Raw genomic sequence first — 21427 nt, 5'->3', positions numbered from 1 at the left:
CGCGCGGTCTTCGCCCCCTGCGTCATGGTCCGATCGATGTCCACCGCGTATTTCCCGTCCGAGCGCCGGCCGTCCCGGCGCGGTCTCGTTTCCACCGCCTGGCTGGCACTGGTCTGCATCGCGCTCGGCGCGGCGCCGGCACGCGCGCAGCTGCTGATGCCGGCCAAGCCGGTACCGCCGCCGATCTACGACGTGCACGTCGTCAAGACCTATCCGCACGATCGCGAGGCGTTCACGCAGGGCCTGATCTTCCACGGCGGCCATCTCTACGAGAGCACCGGACTCAACGGCCGCTCGAGCCTGCGCAAGGTCGATCTGGAGAGCGGGCGCGTACTCAAGCAGCACAGCGTCGATCCGGCGCACTTCGCCGAAGGCCTCACCGCCTGGAAGGACGGTCTGATCCAGCTGACCTGGCGCACGCAGACCGGCTTCGTCTACGGACTGCGCGATTTCAAGCAGCGGCGCACGTTCCGCTACGTCGGCGAGGGTTGGGGCCTGACCCACGACGGCAAGCGTCTGATCATGAGCGACGGCACCTCGGTGCTGCGCTTCCTCGATCCGGAGACGTTCGAGGAGACCGGCCGCGTCGACGTGCACGTCAACGGCCGACCGCTCAACGGCCTCAACGAGCTCGAGTACGTCAAGGGCCAGGTACTGGCGAACGTCTGGCCGACCGATCACATCGTGATGATCGATCCGGCCAGCGGCGCGGTGACCGGCCAGATGGAACTGCTCGGCCTGCTGACCGAGGCCGATCGCAAGCAGCCGGTGGACGTGTTGAACGGCATCGCCTACGACGCGAAGGGCGACCGGCTGTTCATCACCGGGAAATGGTGGCCGAAGCTGTTCGAGGTCCGGCTCGAGCGGCGTCCGTAGGGGGCAGCCGTCGCCGCGGCCGCGGCCGGCCGGTTCACCGGCGGCGCGCTGCTCAGGTGCTGCCGGCCGCGCGCCGGCCCGAGCGTTGGCGCCGCGGCCGGCCGGGCCACCGCTCGACCGTCTCGGCGTGGTCGAGGCTGCGCGGGCCGTGGCCGAATCCTTCGGCGAGGTAGCGGGTCGCGGCCGCGCCGACCAGGACGATCAGCGAGCTGTAGTAGACCCAGATCAGCAGCAGCATCAGCGAATTGGCGGCGCCGTAGGCATCGGCAGTCGTCGTCATCGCAAGGTAGCGCCCGAGTGCCCACTTGCCGCCCTCGAACAGCAGTGCGGTCAGGGCGCCGCCGGCGAGCGCGTAGCGCAGGCCGATGCGCGCATCGGGCACGAACCGGTACAGGCCGGCGAACGCCACCATGAATACCGCCAGCGTGACCAGTTCGTTGGCCACCGTCCACAGCGTGCTCTCGCGGCTCAGGATCAGCGCGACCGCGGTGCTGAGGACCAGGGTCACCATCAGCAGGAAGCCGAGCACCGCGATCATGCCGAACGACAGCAGGCGGCGCCGGATCCACGACCAGACCGCGTTGGTCGGCCGCGCCTCCACCCCCCAGATCGCATTGATCGCGGTCTGCAGCTGCGCGAACGCGGTCGAGGCCGATACCAGCAGCGCGCCGAGTCCGATCAGGCCGGCCAGATCGATCGAGAGGCGGCTCTCGTCGGCATGCTCGATGACGACCGCCGCACTGTCGCGCACCTGGCTGCCGAGCAGCATGCCGAGCTGCTCGATCAGCTTCGCTTCGGAACCGGGCGCGATCTGCGCCGCCGCCCACAGGCTGAGCACGATGACCGGTGCGAACGACAGCGCGCTGTAGAACGCAACCGATGCGGCCAGTGTCATCGGATCGTGCGCGACGAAGTCGGTCAGCGCCGAGCGGACCGACGACAGCGTGTTCTTGACGGACGAAGACATCGGACCTCCCGAGCGGCGCGCCCCCATGGCGTCGCCGCGCAGTCTCGACGACCCCGGCTGAATCGCGTTCGAGCCGCGCCGCCGCGCGGGCGGCGGTCCTGATGTCGAACAGCATCGGAGTCCGTGCGCACGGGGTCGGGAGCGGGACGGTGCCGCGTACTGTTGAGCGCCGGTACGCGCCGATCGCATCTCAGCCGCTGCAGGACCGGCCGACGCGCAATCCCCGTGTCAGATTGTGATATCGATCACATTCCGTGACGGCGCAACAGCATGGGAAACGCGTCGGCAGTGCGCATTTTTGCAATTTGTTGCAGTGCGGGCAGAAATTGACGCTGGTTGGCGATGCACGTCACGGAACGGCGACACCCGACATGGTGGACACGGAGAGCCGCCGCCGGATGCGTCCGAGTGGACCCCGAGCGGGTGTCGTGATCCGGGCTGCCGGTCCGACGCACTCGGGCGAAGAGACCGGCATCGTCCGGCACCGAGCCGATCTGCGCACGGCCCCGGCACGAGGCTGGTTCTTGTGGTCGAGCATGGCGATCGCGTCGGGAGACGGCGGCAGCGAGATCCCGCGCGATTGCGCCGCCGATACCGGTTGCGGTCGCGCCGGTGGACCGCGCGTCGGCATCCCGCATCGCGACGGCCGGTTCCGAGAAAGCGCCGTCATCCGGCGCGACCACGTTTCGACGAAAGATGCCGCGCACCGCGGCGGCACGGGCGAAACGATCGCGAAAGGCGCCGCCGTCGAGGCGATCGAGAGCGCGTGACAATCGTTGACAAACGGCCGGCCGCGCCGTTCGCACCGCCATACGGGGCGCTGCGCACTCGCCCGTGAGTAACGGTGATCGAAGGAAAGACAGCGTGAGTGATTTGCGCGGATGGCCGTTCCTAGACTCCGCGCGGTCGATGCCACCGGTGCCGTTGCCGCGGACCGCAAGCCGACCCTAGCGCGGTTCACTCGCGATTTGAAGGGGGTGCCGTCGAGACGCCCGCGTCTCGCGGTCCCATCCGATACCAAACGCTGGCGAGCCTCTTGCAAAGAGGCTGGGCCTTGGCGCAAGCGATTCTGGGGACCTATGTTCAAGCGAATGTTCGATCATGCACGCCGCACGTGGATCACGGCGGCATCCGTGCTGGCCCTGGCGTCGATCGCCGTGGCGACCTCACCGGCCTCGGCCGAAGGCACTCGCTCGCTGCATCCCAGCGGCGCCGTCGGCAATCGCGGCGTGATGGACGTCAGCGACTCCACCAACTTCGCGAGCGTCGCGCGCGGCCGCCAGTTCCTGTACGTCTACGCACGGGCCGGCGAGTACATCCTGCTCGGTTCGCGCAACCGCGCCAACGGCGGCGACATCTTCGTCTACGACCCGCAGTCGTTCGGCACGCCCGGCGACGAGACGATTCCGGCCACGGCCAACTTCACGTGCAGCACGCAGAGCGGCGGCCTGATCGCCAGCCGCGACGAAGAACTGGCCGGACCGAACAGCGCCGACGGCTCGGCGACGATGCCGAACGGCTTCACGCCGTGCTGGTACGTCGCGCCGACGACCGGCGTCTACGGCGTGCGCTTCACCGGCGCGACCAGCGGCGGCCAGACCAACACCGCGTCGATCGCGACGCCGCCGATCCTGTCCGGCAGCCTGGTATCGGCCTGGGACGTCACCGTGCGTGCCAGCGCCGACTCGCTCGACGACCTCGACGGCCGCCTGTTCACGTACGCCTGGACGGTCTACCTGCAGAACAACGGCCGCACGCTGCACAACGATCTGTATTACGTCTCGACCGACGGCTACCGCTACCGGCAGACGTTCCGCGGCCTCGACCCGAACCGCGCCGCGTTCTACGCCAATGCGCGCGGCTACATCGACACCAACGGCGGCCCGCTGTATCGCGACATCCGCGGCAGCAACGCCGCGGTGTCGGCAGGCCCGTCGCTCAGCGCCGGCATCAGCGCGCAGCGGCCGCAATATCCGATCTTCTTCAGCGACATCACGCCGGGCGGCGCCAATGCAGCCGAGGTCAACCGGGTGCTGACCGCGCTGGCCATTCCGCTGGTGCCGGCCGTGCCGCAGCTGACCAATCCGGTATTCATCGGCAACGTCGGCGGCAGTACCTCCACGGTCTCGGCCGGCGGCGTGTTCGCGTTCTCGACGCAGAACACGCTGACCTACGAGATCGTCGTCAGTCGTGACGGCATCGACTTCGATCCGGCCAACGTGCTCAACCGCGTGCTGACCGGTACCGCGCTGACCGGCAATCACACGGTGCTGTGGGACGGCCTGGACAACAACGGCCTGCCGTTCCCCGCCGGCGACTACCAGTTCCGCATCGTCGGCCGCAACGGCGAGATCCACTTCCCGATGATCGACGTGGAAGGCAATAGTGGCGGCGGCCCCACCCTGACCAAGCTCAACGGTTCGCAGGACAGCACCGTCTACTACGACGATCGCGGCTATCGCGCCGCCAACGGCACGCTGATCGGCGAGCTCAACGGCCATCTGTGCGGCGCCGGCAGCGCGATCCTGCAGCCGGTTCCGAGCTACTCGCTGATCGGCGTCGACTCGGCCAACGCCAACTTCAACGGCAGTGGCAACTACTACCGTTCCTGGGGCGGCTCCAACGACAGCAACGCCGACTGCACCAATGCCGCGAGCCAGTACTTCGCGACCGCCAAGGGCCTGGACCTGTGGGCGCTGGAGCGCTCGCCGACCTATCAGGAGCCGATCGAGATCGTCGAACCCACGGACGGCGTCGACGTCGGCACGATGGTCAGCGTCACCTCGAGCGTCCTGCCCGGCGAATCGGCTTTCGGCAATTTCGTATTCACCAATGCCGGCGACGTCACCGCGACCGGCGTGACCTACGCCGCGACGCTCGGCGACCCGGGCGTCCCGGCCACGTGTCCGGCTGCCGTCGTCTTCTCGATGGTGCCGCCCGGCGTCACCGCGACCTACCAGCCGGCGCCGCTGTGCTCGATCACGTTCACCGGCATGCCGACGACGCTGACGCCGGGGCAGTCGCTGAACTTCAATTTCAACTACGTCGTCGCGGTCTCCAATCCCGGCCCGATTCCGATCACCACGGTCATCGCGGCAGCCAACGAGACGCCCGGCGCGCCGGCACCGAATACGGCCACCGCGCAGACCGTCGTCGCGCGGCCGGTCATCGGCGTCGTCAAGAGCTCCACGCCCGCACCGGGCAGCGAGGTCGAGGTCGGCGACACGATCACCTACACGCTCAGCACGACGATCGCCAACGCGCCGCTGACCAGCACGCTGACGCTGGACGATCTGCTCGGGCCGGGACTGACCTTCGGCTCGGTGACCGGCAGCCATCCGAGTTTCATCTGCAGCGGCGCGCTGGTCTGCACGCTGCCGCCCGGCACCGCGATCGGCACCTATACCGTGACCTATACCGCGACCGTCGACGCATCGGCGGTCGGCAGCGTCGCCAACAACGTGGTCGCGAGCGGTGGCGGCGGCGATACGCCGCCGACCTGCGCGCCGTGCCAGGTCGAGCATCCGCTGCCGCCGCCGCCGACGTTCCCGTTCTGCCCGGCCGCCGGCGATCCGGCGCAGGTGTTCAGCATCGTCAACGGCCCCGGCATCTACGGCTATACGCCGCCGAGCGCCACGCCCGACGCCTTGCTGCCGCTGCTGCCGGCGACGATGTCCGGCGATCTCAATGCGCTGATGCTCGACCCGGTCCGCAACCGCCTGCTGATGATCCAGCGCTCGAGCGGCACCGAGTCGACGCTGTGGGCGTATGACGCCGCCAACGGCGGCTGGTACGTCGCGGCCGGCCCGTTCGTCTCGCCGGACTTCCCGCGCGGCGGCTTCGCCGCCGACGGTACCGGTTACCTGCTATCGGGCGCCGCGAGTCCCGACGTGTGGACCGTAGTCGCGCAGCCGTCGCCGTCGTTCGGCTACACGGTGACGCAGATCGGCAACATGACCTACGACCAGACGCCGACCAACCTGTCCTCCGGAGACATCGCGTTCGACGGCGACGGGCGCGCCTGGCTGGCCGTCGGTCAGGATCTGTGGCATCTCGATCTCGGCACGCTGGTCGCGGTGCGGCAGACCCGGCCGCTGCTGAACGGCTCGCCGAGCACGATCAACTGGGCCGGCATCGCGTTCGCCTCGAACGGTGCGCTGATCCTCGCCAACAACAGCAGTCCGAGCGCGTACTACCAGTACGATCCGGCCACCGGCGTCATCACGCATCTGGCCGACACCACGGCCAATTCATCGCGCGATCTGGCTTCGTGCGCGTTCCCGATCCAGGCGCTGCCGGAGCTGTCGGTCGTCAAGACGCTGGACCAGGTCAACGGCGCGGCGCCGGGTCCGTTCGTCCATCCGGGTGACGTGCTGCGCTACGCGATCACGATCAGCAACACCGGTGGCGCGGTCGCGACGCTGTATCCGGGCGACGTCGTCGAGACGCTGCCGACGCATACCACCGCCGTCGCCGCCGGCAACGATTTCACCTGCACCGGCAGCACCTGCCCGAACAGCGCCGCGGTCAACGTGACCGCGGGCGGCAGCACGACGCTGTACTTCGTCGTGCAGCTCGACTCGCCGCTGCCGACCGCGCAGATCAGCAACGCGGTCGCGATTCCCGGCGAGGTCGACTGCTCGGTCGCGCCGAACGACTGCGGCGAGGAGACGCCGGTCGGTCCGCGCCTGACGATGAGCAAGACCTTGCAGTCGGGCGGGCCGCTGGCCGCGCCGGGCGGCAGCCTGGTCTATGCGATCACGCTGACCAATCTGAGCGGCGTGCCGGCCAGCGTGCCGGCCGGTGCGATCGGCGAGACCGTGCCGGTCGCGACGACGCATGCCGGCGCCGACAGCTTCAGCTGCGCCGGTGTCGCCGCCGGCTCGGCCTGCTCGAACAGCGCCGCAGTCAGCGTGCCGGCCAACGGCAGCACCGTGCTGACGTTCGCGGTCAGCGTCGACGATCCGATCGCCGCTGGCGTACTGTCGATCCAGAACACCGCGCTGCCGCCGCCGGACGTCGCCTGCCCGAGCTGCTCGGTGACGACGCCGACCGCGCCGAACGTGACCCTGGTCAAGGCACTGACCGCCGAGAGCGGCGCCCAGCCCGGCATCGCCGAGCCCGGCGAGACGCTGACCTATACGATCACGCTGGGCAACAGCGGCGGTACGGCCTTCACGAACTACGACTTCGCCGAGCACGTGCCGGCCAGTGCGACGCTGACCGCCGTGAGCGGCGCCGGCGTCACCGCCGGCTGCACGCTGCCGCTGGCCGGTGTCGCGACCTGTCCGGTGACCGTGGCCAGCGTGCCGGCCAATGGCACGACCACGGTGTCGGTCTCGTTCCAGATCGCCGCTCCGGTTCCGGCCGGCACCGCGGCGATCGTCAACCTCGTCGACGGCGGCGACACCACCTGTCCGCAGGCCGGCAACGTCTGCTCGGTCACGACGCCGACCGCGCCGAGCGTCACGCTAGTCAAGGCGCTGACTGCCGAGAGCGGCAGCCAGGCCGGCGTCGCCGAGCCCGGCGAGACGCTGACCTACACGATCACGCTGAGCAACAGTGGCGGCACGCCGTTCGCGAACTACGACTTCGTCGAGAACGTACCGGCCGGCGCTAGCCTGGTCTCGGTCGCCGGTGCCGGCGTGACCAGCGGCTGCGCGCTGCCGCTGACCGGCCCGGCCGGCTGTGCGGTGACGGTCGCGGCGGTGCCGGCCAACGGCAGCACCACGGTCACGGTCGCGTTCGCGCTCGACGACCCGCTGCCGACCGGCGCGGCCGCGATCGTCAACCTCGTCAACGGCGGCGACACGACCTGTCCGCAGCCCGGCAACGTCTGCTCGGTGACGACGCCGACGGCACCGCGCGTGACCCTGGTCAAGGCGCTGACCGCCGAGAGCGGCAGCCAGGCCGGCGTCGCCGAACCGGGCGAGACGCTGACCTACACGATCACGCTGAGCAACAGCGGCGGCAGCGCCTTCGCGAACTACGACTTCGTCGAGCACGTGCCGGCCGGCGCGACGCTGACGGCCGTGACCGGTGCCGGCGTGACCGGCGGCTGCGCTTTGCCGCTGGCCGGCGCGGGCACCTGCAACGTCACCGTCGCCAGCGTGCCGGCGAACGGCTCGACGACCGCCACGATCGTGTTCACGCTCGACGCCCCGCTGCCGTCCGGCACCGCGTCGATCGTCAACCTCGTCGACGGCGGCGACACCACCTGTCCGCAGACCGGCAACGTCTGCTCGGTCACGACGCCGACCGCACCGAGCGTCATCCTGGTCAAGGCGCTGACCGCCGAGAGCGGCAGCCAGGCCGGCGTCGCCGAACCCGGCGAGACGCTGACCTATACGATCACGCTGAGCAATGACGGCGGCACCGCGTTCACGGACTACGATTTCGTCGAGCACGTGCCGGCCGGTGCGACGCTGAGCAGCGTCACCGGCACCGGTGTCAGCTCCGCGTGCACGCTGCCGCTGGCCGGCGCGAACACCTGCGCCGTGACCGTGGCCAGTGTGCCGGCGAACGGCTCGACGACCGCCACGATCGTGTTCACGCTCGACGACCCGCTGCCGTCCGGCACGGCGTCGATCGTCAACCTCGTCGACGGCGGCGACACCACCTGTCCGCAGACCGGCAACGTCTGCTCGGTGACGACGCCGACCGAGCCGCGCATCACGCTGGTCAAGGCACTGACCACCGAGAACGGCAGCCTGAGCGGCGTCGCCGAGCCCGGCGAGACGCTGACCTATACGATCACGCTGAGCAACGACGGCGGCACCGCGTTCACGGACTACGATTTCGTCGAGCACGTGCCGGCCGGCGCGACGCTGAGCAGCGTCACCGGCACCGGCGTCACCGCCGGCTGCACGCTGCCGCTGGCCGGCGCGGGCACCTGCGCGATCACGGTCGCCAGCGTGCCGGCCAATGGCAGCACGACGGTCGACATCGTGTTCACGCTCGACGACCCGCTGCCGTCCGGCACGGCCTCGATCGTCAACCTCGTCGACGGCGGCGACACCACCTGTCCGCAGACCGGCAACGTCTGCTCGGTGACGACGCCGACCGAGCCGCGCATCACGCTGGTCAAGGCACTGACCACCGAGAGCGGCAGCCAGGCCGGCGTCGCCGAACCCGGCGAGACGCTGACCTACACGATTACGCTGAGCAATGACGGCGGCACCGCGTTCACGGACTACGATTTCGTCGAGCACGTGCCGGCCGGCGCGACGCTGAGCAGCGTCACCGGCACCGGTGTCAGCTCCGCGTGCACGCTGCCGCTGGCCGGCGCGAACACCTGCGCCGTGACCGTGGCCAGCGTGCCGGCGAACGGCTCGACGACCGTCACCGTCGTGTTCGCGCTCGACGACCCGCTGCCGTCCGGCACGGCCTCGATCGTCAACCTCGTCGACGGCGGCGACACCAGCTGCCCGCAGACCGGCAACGTCTGCTCGGTGACGACGCCGACGCAAGGCCGGGTGACGATCGCCAAGACCGTCGCCGACGCCAGCGGCAACGGCATCGCCGAGCCGGGCGAGACGCTGACCTGGACGATTACGCTCAACAACGACGGCGGCAGCGCGGTCGGCGGTTTCGGCCTGACCGATCCGCTCGATCCGAACACCAGCTTCGTCAGCGCCAGCAACGGCGGCACGCACGCGGCCGGCACGGTGACCTGGACCGGGCTGACGGTGCCGGCGCAGGTCGGCTCGACGCCGGGGACGCTGGTGCTGACGGTCGTCACGACGGTGAGTTCGCCGATTCCGGAAGGCGTGCGCGAGATCGCGAACCTCGCCTACGAGACCGGCGGCACGCCGCCGGACTGTTCGAGCACGCCGCTGCCGGCCAACTGCGCGTCGATCCCGACCGCGGCCAGGCTCAGCGTCGCCAAGGCGCTCAGCGGCGAGAGCCAGACCGCCGACGGCATCGCCGAGCCCGGCGAGCAGCTGACCTACACGATCACCGTGCGCAACCATGGGGGTACCCTGGCCGACGACGTCATCGTCAACGAGATCGTGCCGCTGCATACCACGTTCGTATCCGGCACGCCGGGCTGGAGCTGCGCGGCCGGTGCGCCGGCCGGCACGGCCTGCGTGTCGACGGTCGATGTGCCGGCGGCCGACGCGGGCGGCACGCCCGGCGTGGCGACGCTGACCTTCACGGTCGAGGTCGCCGATCCGCTGCCGGCCGGCGTCCAGCAGATCGCCAATGCGGTCGCGATCGACGACGGCGTGCCGCCGGACTGCGCGGCGAACCCGACGCACCCGCAGTGCGTGGTCACGCCGACGATCAACCTCAACCTGGTCAAGAGCGTCGAGTCGATCACCGCGACCGGCCCGGGCACGTACTGGGTCGCCTATCGCATCGATCTGGCCAACACCGGCGGCAGCCCGGTCACCTACACGCTGACCGATACGCCGGACTTCACGCCGAACGGCGTGACCGTGACCGGCAGCGGCATCGCGGCGACCAGCAGCGGCGTGCTCAATCCGGCTTTGCCGGGCGGTGCCTTCGCGGTCGTCAACGGCTCGCCGGTGCAGCTCTCGGCGAACGGCGTCACGCTGGCGGTCGGTGCCTCGCACAGCTACACCGTGCGCATTCCGATCGCGGTCGCCGCCGGCAGCCTCGCCGACGCGGCCTGTACCGGCGCCCCCGGCCACGGCCTGTACAACCGCGCGTCGGTCGCGGGCTCGTTCTCGAGCGAGAGCAGCGCCTGCGCACCGGTCTCGGGCGAGCAGCCGCTGATCCGCCTGGTCAAGACCGTGCGCCTCGGCATCGACGCCAACGGCGATCACTACGGCAACGTCGGCGACGTGCTGCACTACACGTTCCGGATCAGCAATCCCGGTACGCTGCCGCTGAGTGCGATCGACCTGATCGATCCGCGCGTGACCGACCTGCAGTGCGACGCGACGACCGCCTACGGCGAGCTGCTGCGGATCCTGCGCGGCGACGAGCTGTTCCTCGGTCCGTTCGAGCACACGCTCGGCGGGTCGCTGGTGCCGGGCGACTCGATCACCTGCGGCGCGACCTATACGATCACCGCGCAGGACGTGCTGAACCGCCGCGTCGTCAATACCGCGACCACGCACGGTGCGGCCACCGATGGTCAGGTCGTCACCTCGACCAGCACCGCGATCTACACGAACATCCGTTGAAGAAGAGGGCATTGAGGCTATGGAAACGATGAACAAGCTCGCCCTCGTCCTCGCGTTGGCGGCCACTCCCGCGGTCGCCGACAGCGGCTTCGGCGTGGAGGCGACCGCGGCGGCAGACGGCGGCGCGATCGGCTTCACGATCGTCAACGACGGCAGCGAGGCGGTCAGCGGCGTGCGCTGGTACCCGGCACCGGGCTTCGCGGTGCATTGCGCGGTGCAGACCGATGCCGGCCGCGGGTTCGCATCGGGCGCCGTGCTGCAGGCCGGCGACCGTGCCGCCTGCACGATGACGCCGCTCGGCACGACGGCGGCACTGGCGCGCAGCGCCGCCGTCGTCGTCTCGGCGCACGAAGCCGACGGCGCAGTGACGGTCCGCCACGCCGGCATGACGCTGCTCGGCGGCGCGACGCCCGCGCAGGGCATCGTCGTCGTCGCCGCCGGCGCCGTGCACGCCGATACCGACCTCGACGGCGAGATCGATGCCGGCGAAGGCATCGCCTACGACTACACGGTCGTCAACGCCGGTACGCAGGCGCTGTCGGGCCTGCTCGTCGCCGACCGCACCGGTGCGCTGGCCTGTCCGTCGAGCGCGCTCGCGGTCGACCAGGCGATGACCTGCACCAGCGCCTACGTCGCGGTCCCCGACGATGCCGCCAGTGGCCTGGTGCTCAACGAGGTCGAGGTCACCGGCAGCGCCGAGGACGGCCAGACGGTGCAGGCCGCCGACGTGATCCTGACGCTGAACCTCGCCGGCAGCGCCGGCATCCGCGTGTTCAAGAGCCCGCTGCTGCTCGACGACGCCGACGGCAGCGGCTATGCCAGCGCCGGCGACGTGCTCGGCTACACGTTCCTCGTCAAGAACAGCCACGCGCAGTCGCTGAGTTCGGTCGATCTGACCGAGCCCGATCCGAGCCTGATCGACGGGCCGATTCAGTGCGAATCCGAGACCCTGGTCGGCGGCCAGCCGTTCGGTGCGCTCGGCGCCGGCATGCTGGCCAGCCAGGACGTCCTGCGCTGCCGCGCACAGCATACGATCAGCGCCGCCGAAGCGGCCGCGGGCGAGGCGCTGAATCTCGTCGAGGCCAGCGGTGTCGCCGCGATCGGCGGCCAGGTCTGGGGCACCGGCGCATCGGCGGTCGCGATTCCGGGCCCTGCGCAGATCGTCGTGACCAAGTCGGTCGATACACCGGTGTCCACGTACGGCGGTGAGGTCACCTATACGATCACCGTGCGCAATGCCGGCTCCACCGACATCCCGAACGTCACGATCAGCGATCCGATTCCGAACGGCCTGTCGACGTTCGATTGGACTTGCGCCGGTACCGGTGTCGCCTGTCCGGCGGCCAGCGGCAGCGGTGCGATCGCGGCGACCGTGCCGCTGTTCCCGGCCGGCGCGCAGCTGGTCTACACGGTCCGCGCGACCGTCGCGCTGAACGCGCCGCAGCAGATCCTCAATACGGTCACCGTGACGCCCGAGGCCAACGTCTCGTGCGTGCCGGCCGGCACGCCGGCGCCGTGCGCCGCGACGGTTCCGCTGATGATGGGCGAGCCGCGTGCGGTGCCGGTCGGCGGCCTGCCGATGCAGCTGATCCTGGGCGCGCTGCTCGCGCTCGGCGCCGCGTTCGGGTTCCGCATGCGCGGCGCCTGACCGATCGCCGAGTCATCCGGCGCGCGCATCGCTGTCGCGCGCGCGCCGGCGGTCGCTTCCGAGAGCGGAAGAAGGTCTGAACTTCAAACGGCATCGCCGTCGCACGCGCGCGCCGGTGGTCGCGCTGCCGATTCCCTTTGGCGAAGAACCCGTCATCCGCTCGACACGGACCGTGCGAGCGTGATGACGGGCCTTCGTTGCGGGATCACGCGGTTCGTGGCGACGGTCCGCCGGCGAGCCCGGCCGTGCACGCTGCGTTCTCGTGGCGGCCCAGCCTTACGCTCGCCTGGGCCGTCGGCTTCGCATGACCGTCACGGTGTCGACGATTCCCGGCGGCGAACTCACATGTGCTGGGTGCGTAGGTAGGTCGTCCCTGAGGCGAGGCCCGCCTGGGTCGTCGGCATGGCATGGCCGACGAGGGTTCGACGATTTCCGCCGGTGAGCCTGGACGTGCTGGATGCGTTTGCGAGCCGGCTTGGCCGCAAGGCGCGCCCACGCGTCCACCGCCACGGTCTTGGAATCTGCAGCGTCGCGGCGGCGCCGCAGGCCGGAGGGAAGGTATCCGGGCTTGTGCGCAAGAGTCGCCGATCCGGTGTCTCACGCGGTCGCTGCCGGCCAATGGAGTGAGCCGGCGCGGCGCTGCGGACTCCTCTGCGGGTGACACATGCCGCCGCTTCGCATCCGCGTCCGAGCGCGGCACCGTGAAGGCGCCGCGTCTTCACGGTGCGCTCCGCGCTTGCCCAAGCTGCGACCGCCCACCGCGCGCTCGTGCGGCGGTGGGGGCATGTCGCGCTCGTGCGCTTACGGCGTTGTCTCGAACCCGTTCGCAAAAATCGAGTCGACGACCGTCACGGTGACCGGTATCGCGATGCTGCGCATTCGCGAATCGTTGCTCCTCAGGCACAGCTCCGAGGTGTAGGTTCCCGTGGCGAGCCCGCGCGTATGGACCGTCAGCGTCACATCCTGCGCAGGCGCTCCGACCGCGATCGCTCCGGAGCCGGCGGATGGCGTCACCAGGCCCGGGTTCGCGTGCTCGCCGCAGGCGCTCTGCGGAACGGCCAGGGAGAGCGAGGAGAGGACGAACGTGTTCGTGTTCGCCACGTCGCCGATGGCCGTTGCAAGCCCGGTTTGGGTATCGATCGTATAGATCGCGCTGCGCAGTTCGCCCTCTGCACCCACGGTGAAGCCGGCCCAGTACAAGGTGTGCGTCGACGGGTCGAAGTCCATTCCGCCCTGGTATATCGAGGCATTGACGCCGAGCGGCCCAACGACCTGAGCTGCACCCGAGGTCTTGTCGATGGTGACGAGCGTATCGCTGGTCCAGTCGATGCCGTACATCTGTCCTTCCGGGGAGATCGTCATCGTGACAATCTCGTTGCCGGCCGGGATGCCGGGACCCCCAACGGTGCCGACCAAGGAGACGTGGGCGGTTGCCGGGTCAATGGTGTACAGCGTATTGCGGCCGAATAGATAGACGTTTCCTGAGACGGCATCCCACTTCAGGCCTTGCCAGCGGTCGGCCCCCACCGGGGCGTCGAGCGTGCCGATCGTCTCAGAGGCGCCCAGGGCGTCTTCCCGGGTGGCGAGGCGCACCAGCGTGTTGGGCGGAATTGCGAAAGTACTGCCGCCGCCCGCGCTGGTGACCGCGTAGATCTTGCTGAAATCATCGCCGATGAAGGTCGACGCGATGATGTTGCCGGGTCTGGGATTGACCAGATCGATCAAAATCGAAGGCTCCCGCAGATTGAGCGACGTGAAGCTGGTCAGATCCCAGCCGCCGAACGCGTAAGCGGGCACCGGAAGGGCCGACGGCGTCGAGGGCGGTCCGAGCGGCGACGACGATTCTCCCGTCGTCGTGGGGTGCGAGGACGCCGAATTCAGTTCCCAGCGCAGAATCTGGTTGCCTGCATTCGCGATGCGCAGGACGACGTTCACATCCTGGGCGGACGATCCATCCGCGACGATCGAGGTAGGCGTCGCCTGGATCGTCGGCTGACCTTCGACGACGAGGCGAAGCTGGCCGGCGGCTCCGTACTTCTCCGCACCGAACTGTGCCAGCCAGAACCAGTCGTGGAACCCGGTCTCCTCGGCGCGCGCGATGTGGTTGTACTGATAGATGCTGTTGCTCGGAAAATTCAGCGGCATTCCGACGAACAGATCGCCGTAGACGTTGTCGTTGAGTGTGTGGATGCCGTTCTCGTACGGCGTGTCGTTGTACACCAGGTAGCAGAAGTTGACCTCGTCACCGACCTCGACCACCAGCGTCGTGCGCGATCCGCACAGCGTCGGATCGCCGTTCGCCGGGGCCATGCCCACGATGGCGTAGAACGAGCCGGCGGGGGTCGTTCCGGCTCCGGTGGGTACGGGGTGCTCTGTCGGGCCGGCCTGTGCGGTGGAGAGGAGGCCGCCCAGAGCGGCGCAGGCGAGAGGGTGCGGAAGGCAGCGCATGAGAAATCCTCAATCGGTGATCGAACATTCGCGGCCGGCTCCACCTGTCGGAACACCTGAGCCGCGACCCGTTGTTTGAAGCGTAAAATTGCCGTCAACAGTGACATCCGGGTCCACCCAGGGGCTCGACCGGTGCGGGTCTCGCAAGTGCGCGCCGGCGCAGCTGCCCTAGTTTTGCGGCGAAAGACGAGCTTTGCGTGGTCCATCCCGCACGGGGTAGCGGCGATGAGCAGCGGTTTGGGAGACTGGTAGCCCGGCGACGACGGTGCGCTCCGCGCGCTGCTTCCTCTGGTCTACGCCGACCTGCGCTTCCCGGCTGCCGCCGAGCTGCGTGGAGAGCGGGACTCTGCGCCGCGCGTTCCACCTCGAGCGCAGTGTCGCCGACGTGCTCAAGCAGAGTTCGGCGTGATGAGCTACAACGAGGGCGTTGCGCCGTACAGCCTCGGCCGGTTCCACGCGGCGCTGGCGACGTTCGAGCCGCTCGGTCGGCTGCTGATCGCGACGAGCGGCGCCCAGAACGGCACCCATCGCCTGCGCCTGGCGATGATGCGCGTGCGGATTCGAGCGGCGCGCGGTGACACCGATGCCTCGTGCCGGATGCTGCGCGAGGTGCCGGAGCGGAGCGCGCACGCCGCGATGCCGGCGCCCGCTTTCGCCTGCACACGCTGCTCGCCGCCGCAAAGCGCGCGATCGACGCGCAGGCCGGTCGTGAGGCTCAGGCCTGCTTCGCGCAGGCGCGCACGATCGTCGAAGGCGCACGTCACGGCCTAGAGTTTCTCGCGGCGCGCATCGACCTCCTCGAGGCCGAACAGCGGCTCCGCAACGGCCGTTGTGCCGCTGCGAAGTCGAGCCTGGCCGCAGCCAGCGCCGCCCTGCTCGAACTCGGCGGCGAAGTGAGCGGCTGGCCGATGGCGGAGATCGCGGGCATCGAGGGCGCTGCCGGCTTCAAGCCGGCGACCACGCGGCAGCTGCCGCGTCCTTCGCACGGTCCGAGCGCCTGTACGCATCCGCGCCGGGCGAGGACGCGCCCGCCGTGCTGCGAGCGCGCTTCCATGCGGCCTGGAATCAATGGCTCTGGAACGGCGCCCGTGGCTGCTTCGTCGCGGATGCGCGGGCTTCACGCCGATCTGGAACGGCTGCTCGGAAACGGTCGCGCGCCGCAACTGACCGAGATCGATCGGATCATCGAAGGCGCCAGTCACCCGGTTGAGCGGCCATCCTACGGCGTCGCCGGCTTCTTCTAGGCCTGATCCGCAACGGGATCGGCTGCGCCGCGCCCTGTCGCTACGGGGGCGTCCGATGCGTTCCGCCGTCTCGGAGACGATGCATCCGGACCGGCGGCCCTGCGCTTCGTGGCGTCGAAGCAGAAGAACAAAAAAGGGGTGCGGATGGAATCCGCCCTCGAGTGGGTTGACCGCGTCTGCCCGCGAGCGGGCAGACGCGGTCGATCGGTCATCAGCGCTGCGGCAGGTCGAAGCCGTCGGTGAACAGCGCATCGGGCTGCGACAGCACCGAGATCGTCGCGGTGCTCGCATTGTTGCCGGACACCGGATCGCTCAGCGGCGATCCCGATGGCAGCGACACGCTCGCGGTGTTGTCGAACGGCGTGAAGTCGTTCGCCGGATCGGCCGCCGGCATCACCACGCCGTACAGCTCGAACTGCAGGCTGGCCTCGCGCGGCAGCAGCGGGATCACCAGATCCAGGTTGCCGGTGCCGGTCGCCGGTGTCGGGCAACTGGTACCGACGGCCGCCATGCACTGCCAGACCACGCTGGCCGGATCGATGCGCGCCGGGACCAGATCGAGCAGGCGCACGTTGGCGGCATGCGCCGGACCGACGTTGCCGAGATCGATCGAATAGCCGACCGTGTCGCCGATGACCGCCGTGGCCTTCCAGGCGGACTTCTCGATCCACAGATCGGCCTCGGTCGGCGCCACCAGCGTGACCTGCACGCTCACCTGCGCGGCGGCGCTATAGTTGCCGTCGCCGGCCTGATCGGCGGCGATCGTGCAGACGCCTTCGGCGACCATCGTCACCGTCGTGCCGCTGACCGAGCAGACGCCGCCGCTGAGCGACGAATAGACGATCGGCGCGCCCGAGTTCGGTTCGGCGCTGCTGGCCAGCGGTGCGATCGCGAAGCTGCTGCCGGCCTTGAACCAGCGCGTCGTCTCGGTTTGCGCCGGGAACGTCAGCGTCTGGGTGGCCTGGGCGATCGTCAGCGACTGCGTCGCCTGCGGTGCCGGGTTCCATGCGCTGTTGCCGGCCTGGTCGGCGGTCAGCGTGCAGGTGCCGGCCGCGACGATCGAGACCGTGCTGCCGCTGACCGTGCACACCCCGGTCGTCGCCGATCCGTAGGTGACCGCCAAACCGGAACTGGCGCTCGCCGGCGGGTCGATCGGGAACGTGCCGCCCGGGCTGTAGACGCGATCGGGCTGAACGCCGAACGTGATCGTCTGCTCGCCCATCGGCGTCACCGCCGCGCTGGGCAGCGATGCAGGGCCGGCTCCGACGCCGTTGCTCGCCGCGACGCTGCAGGTGTAGGCGTTGCCGTTGATGAGGCCGGTCACGACGGCCGGTGCTGCGGGCGCGGTCTGGCTGTGGCTGTCGGACCCGTCGCTGCAGGTCGCGGTGTAGCTGGAGATCGGATCGCCGCCGTCGAGAGCCGGGACGGTCCAGTCCACGCTGATCTGCGCATCGCCCGGCGTTGCGTTGACGTCCGTCGGTGCGTCGGGCAGGCCCGGAACGACCGTGATCGAGAAGGCGGCCGTGCCGCTGCATCCGCTCGCATCGCTGACCGCGACGGTGAAGTTGAAGGTGCCGGTCGCGTTGGGCGTGCCCGAAACGTGGCCGCCTGCCGACAGCGTCAGCCCGGGCGGCAGTGCGCCGGCGACGACGGCGAAGTTCGGAGCGCCCAAGGCACCGGTCTGTCCGAGCGGCGCGCTGTAGGCCTGGCCCCAGGTGCCGTTCGGCGTGGTGCCGGTCACGGTCAGCGTCGGACATACGTACGGCGTGTAGACCGCGTTGTCGATGCCGATGTAGTCGGAGTTCGATCCGGTCGGGCCCGCGCTGGTCACGAAGTAGCGGAATGCGATGCGCCCCGAGGTCGGCGCCGGCAGGCCCGAGATCGTGACCGTGTACTGCGTCCAGTTGTACGGATAGCCGCCGACGACCAGGGTCGGGTTGATCTCCAGCAGCACGGTCGTGAAATCGCCGACGGCGGTGCCGCCCGTGCCGACGTTGGTACTCGCGCCGTTCGTGCTCAGGCGCAGTTGCAGGCGATCGGGATAGTCCGCTCCGCCGACGGGCGTTGCCGGTTTGCGGGTGTAAAACTGGAAAATGTCGCCATTGCGGAAAGTCCGGTTCGGCGTTGCCAGCCAGTTGCTGATCGTGCCGGTGCCGCCGGTCGTATTGTTGAAATTGGCGCCGATGTAGGCGTTGGCCGCCCCGTTGTAGGCGTCGAACGGACCGCCACCGGCGACGCTGGTGCCTTGGAACCAGTTGGTGATGCCGATCGGCGTGCTGTTGTTCTGCAGGAACCAGCCGTTGCCGGCCAGCGTGGTGATGTCGTCGAAGTTCTCGACGAACGGTTGGGCACCGGCCGTGCCGGCGAGACCCGCGCACAGCGTCATCGCCGCGAGGCGACTCCATGTCTTGCTCATGATGCTCCCCTGATGATTTCAGTCGTGCGCGGGCCTCGCGAAACGAATGCGCGAGTGCGTCACGGCCGTTCCCCCTGTGGTCGCGGCGAGGTGAGTATGCGTGAAGGAGCGCCGGAAAAGAATGACCGGGGGAAGCTTCGGAGAAAAAGCGGCCATGCAGACCGACCATGCGCCGGCGCGCGCGGAGTGGTCGCGCGCCGGCCGCACCCGTCCGCGCCCGCCGGGAAACGCAGGGCGAGCCCCTGCTCGCGCATGGATTGATTCGTGCGATCGGCGAGCCGCGCCGGTCCGAGCCGGCGCGGCTCGCCGGGTCACGGCAGCATGCGCAGCGTCGGCTCGCGCTGCCATTGCCGCGTCCTGGCCGCCTTGATGAAGGCGGCCGTATCGGCTGCGTCGACGATGCCGGCGTCGGCCTCCACGCCGGCCGCATCGAGCAGCGCCTGCGCGCCGCTGCTCGATGCGATCGCCTTCAGATGACCGAATGCGTCACGCACCCAGTCGACGGCCGCCGCTTCCCGGGCGAGCCGCTCGCCGGCCTGCGCCGACAGCACCACGGCCACCGCGTCGAACACCACCGAGGGCGTGCCGTCCAGTTTGCCGTCGGCCGGCAGCCGCTTGCCGTTCCTGAGCTGCACGCCGCCGATCTTCGGCGCGACGATCTTGACGGCGGCGCCCTCGGCCTCGACCGCCTTGCGCAGCGCCGCGACGGCGGCGCCGTCGGAGCCTTCGTCGACGAGGATGCCGATCGCCCGGCCCACCAGCATCGGCTCGTTCTTTCCGATCAGCCGCAGCGCCGGCGAAGGCGGCATGTCGATCGGTTCGACCGCCGGCTTCGCTGCGGGCGGCATCCGCTCCAGGCCGAGGCCGTCGGCGACGCGTGCGGCCAGATCGGCGTCGATGTTGCGCAGATGCCCCACGACGCGCTCGCGCACCGCCGGCGTCTGGACCTTCGACAGCTCGAACACCAGCGCATAGGCCATATGCGCCTGCTCGACCTCGCTCTGACTGCGGTAGAACAGCCGTGCCTGCGAGTAGTGATCGGCGAAGCTCTCCGGGCGCAGGCGCGTCCTGGCGCCGTCCGCGGGCGTCGCGTGATGGCGGAAGCCCGCCGGCGTCTCGCGCGGACCGTCCATCCCGAGCGAGTTCGGCTCGTAGTTGACGCGTCCCTTCGGCTGCAGCATCTGCATGTGGCCGTCGCGCTGCAGGTTCGCGAACGGGCATTTGGGCGCGTTGACCGGGATCTGGTGGAAGTTCGGGCCGCCCAGCCGCAGCAGCTGCGTGTCCAGATACGAGAACAGCCGGCCCTGCAGCAGCGGGTCGTCGCTGAAGTCGATGCCCGGCACGATGTTGGCCGGGCAGAACGCGACCTGCTCGGTCTCGGCGAAGAAGTTGTCGGGCCAGCGGTCGAGCACGAGGCGCCCGACGATCCGCAGCGGAACCAGTTCCTCGGGGATCAGCTTGGTCGGGTCCAGGTGGTCGAACGGGAAGCGCTGCGCGTCCTCTTCGGTGAACAGCTGCACGCCCAGATCCCATTCCGGGAATTCGCCGCGCTCGATCGCCTCGAACAGATCGCGCCGGTGGAAGTCCGGATCGGCGCCGGCGAGCTTGACGGCCTCGTCCCAGCACGTGGACTGCAGGCCCAGGCGCGGCCGCCAATGGAACTTGACGAAGGTGCTGTTGCCGTTGCGGTCGAGCAGACGGAAGCTGTGTACGCCGAAGCCCTCGATCATCCGCAGCGAGCGCGGAATCGTGCGGTCGCTCATCGCCCACATGATCATGTGCATCGACTCGGGCATCAGCGAGATGAAGTCCCAGAACGTATCGTGCGCGGTCGCGGCCTGCGGGAAGCCGCGATCCGGCTCCATCTTGACCGCATGCACCAGGTCCGGGAATTTCATCGCGTCCTGGATGAAGAACACCGGGATGTTGTTGCCGACCAGATCCCAGTTGCCTTCCGCGGTGTAGAACTTCACCGCAAAGCCGCGCACGTCCCTCGGCGTATCGATCGATCCCGCACCGCCGGCCACCGTCGAGAAGCGGCAGAACACCGGCGTGCGGACGCCGACGTCGCTGAGGATCTTCGCGGTCGTGTATTTCCTGAGCGAGCGCGTCAGCTCGAAGTAGCCGTGCGCGGCCGAACCGCGCGCATGCACGATGCGCTCGGGAATGCGCTCGTGGTCGAAGTGCGTGATCTTCTCGCGGAGGATGAAGTCCTCCAGCAGGGTCGGGCCGCGGCCGTAGGCACGCAGCGAGTTCTGGTTGTCGGCGACCGGGATGCCCTGGTTGGTCGTCAGCGGCGGATGCGTGCCGCCGGCCTGCTGATGGGTTTCGCCGCCCGCACCGGCCTCCGACTTGGCACGGCGTACGGCGGGGGATGCAGCGGAGGTTCGGGTCTTGGCGGCCACGTGGGGAGCTCCTGCGCGGGAAGGGGGACGGGGACCAGATCACCTGCGGCGGGGAAACCGCAGCCCATCCATCTTGCGCGCGGCGCCTAAATGCCCGCTGAGTCCAGACAATGCGCAGCCGGGCCGGCCCGCGCCGGGCACGCGGCCCGCGCCGCGGGCCTGCGTGACGGACCGGAGGCCCGATGCGAGACGAGCGCCCGTTCGCGAATGCCCCTGGCATTAGGCCCCCGGCTGCCGGACTCGGATCGAGGCGCCGCGCCGGCCGTGC

General features: G+C 69.6%; 9 protein-coding genes. 5 read left to right on the top strand and 4 right to left on the bottom strand.

The window, feature by feature from the left end; translation table 11 throughout:
- Positions 1-36: 36 nt before the first annotated feature.
- Complete coding sequence (locus VMR06_RS01595) at positions 37-876, top strand: glutaminyl-peptide cyclotransferase (protein ID WP_325372293.1); 840 nt, start codon at positions 37-39, stop codon at positions 874-876.
- Between the two features lie 52 nt (positions 877-928).
- On the opposite strand, the gene VMR06_RS01590 is transcribed toward VMR06_RS01595, so the two are convergent.
- On the bottom strand, positions 929-1843 hold the full coding sequence (locus VMR06_RS01590; RefSeq protein ID WP_325372291.1) for a YihY/virulence factor BrkB family protein: 915 nt from the start codon (positions 1841-1843) through the stop codon (positions 929-931).
- 428 nt (positions 1844-2271) lie between these two features.
- Here VMR06_RS01590 and VMR06_RS01585 point away from each other — a divergent pair, with 428 nt between their 5' ends.
- From VMR06_RS01585 to VMR06_RS01575, 3 genes are all read left to right on the top strand, one after another.
- On the top strand, positions 2272-2613 hold the full coding sequence (locus VMR06_RS01585; RefSeq protein WP_325372289.1) for a hypothetical protein: 342 nt from the start codon (positions 2272-2274) through the stop codon (positions 2611-2613).
- 321 nt (positions 2614-2934) lie between these two features.
- The gene (locus VMR06_RS01580) at positions 2935-10998 is read left to right on the top strand and encodes a DUF7507 domain-containing protein (protein WP_325372287.1); all 8064 of its coding nucleotides are present in this window, start codon (positions 2935-2937) and stop codon (positions 10996-10998) included.
- 28 nt (positions 10999-11026) lie between these two features.
- On the top strand, positions 11027-12646 hold the full coding sequence (locus VMR06_RS01575; RefSeq protein WP_325372285.1) for a DUF11 domain-containing protein: 1620 nt from the start codon (positions 11027-11029) through the stop codon (positions 12644-12646).
- Between the two features lie 801 nt (positions 12647-13447).
- Here VMR06_RS01575 and VMR06_RS01570 read toward each other — a convergent pair.
- Positions 13448-15094, bottom strand: a complete 1647-nt coding sequence (locus tag VMR06_RS01570) for a DUF4394 domain-containing protein (RefSeq protein ID WP_325372283.1) — start codon at positions 15092-15094, stop codon at positions 13448-13450.
- Between the two features lie 590 nt (positions 15095-15684).
- Here VMR06_RS01570 and VMR06_RS01565 point away from each other — a divergent pair.
- Positions 15685-16338 (top strand): hypothetical protein, encoded by a 654-nt coding sequence (locus tag VMR06_RS01565; protein ID WP_325372281.1) that lies wholly within the window; start codon positions 15685-15687, stop codon positions 16336-16338.
- A gap of 211 nt (positions 16339-16549) precedes the next feature.
- Here VMR06_RS01565 and VMR06_RS01560 read toward each other — a convergent pair whose 3' ends face one another.
- Entirely contained in the window at positions 16550-18754 is a 2205-nt protein-coding gene (locus VMR06_RS01560; protein WP_325372279.1) for a choice-of-anchor J domain-containing protein, read from the bottom strand.
- Between the two features lie 311 nt (positions 18755-19065).
- Positions 19066-21048, bottom strand: a complete 1983-nt coding sequence (locus VMR06_RS01555) for a catalase (RefSeq protein WP_325372453.1) — start codon at positions 21046-21048, stop codon at positions 19066-19068.
- Between the last annotated feature and the right edge of the window lie 379 nt (positions 21049-21427).

This window comes from Dokdonella sp. (assembly GCF_035511235.1).
Lineage (GTDB): Bacteria > Pseudomonadota > Gammaproteobacteria > Xanthomonadales > Rhodanobacteraceae > Dokdonella.
This window is presented reverse-complemented; position numbering and strand designations above follow the sequence as displayed.

Coding starts and splice junctions, on each gene's coding strand:
- VMR06_RS01570 (WP_325372283.1), bottom strand. CDS start 15,094: ATGCGCTGCCTTCCGCACCCTCTCGCCTGCGCCGCTCTGGGCGGCCTC.
- VMR06_RS01595 (WP_325372293.1), top strand. CDS start 37: ATGTCCACCGCGTATTTCCCGTCCGAGCGCCGGCCGTCCCGGCGCGGT.
- VMR06_RS01580 (WP_325372287.1), top strand. CDS start 2,935: ATGTTCGATCATGCACGCCGCACGTGGATCACGGCGGCATCCGTGCTG.
- VMR06_RS01590 (WP_325372291.1), bottom strand. CDS start 1,843: ATGTCTTCGTCCGTCAAGAACACGCTGTCGTCGGTCCGCTCGGCGCTG.
- VMR06_RS01560 (WP_325372279.1), bottom strand. CDS start 18,754: ATGAGCAAGACATGGAGTCGCCTCGCGGCGATGACGCTGTGCGCGGGT.
- VMR06_RS01575 (WP_325372285.1), top strand. CDS start 11,027: ATGAACAAGCTCGCCCTCGTCCTCGCGTTGGCGGCCACTCCCGCGGTC.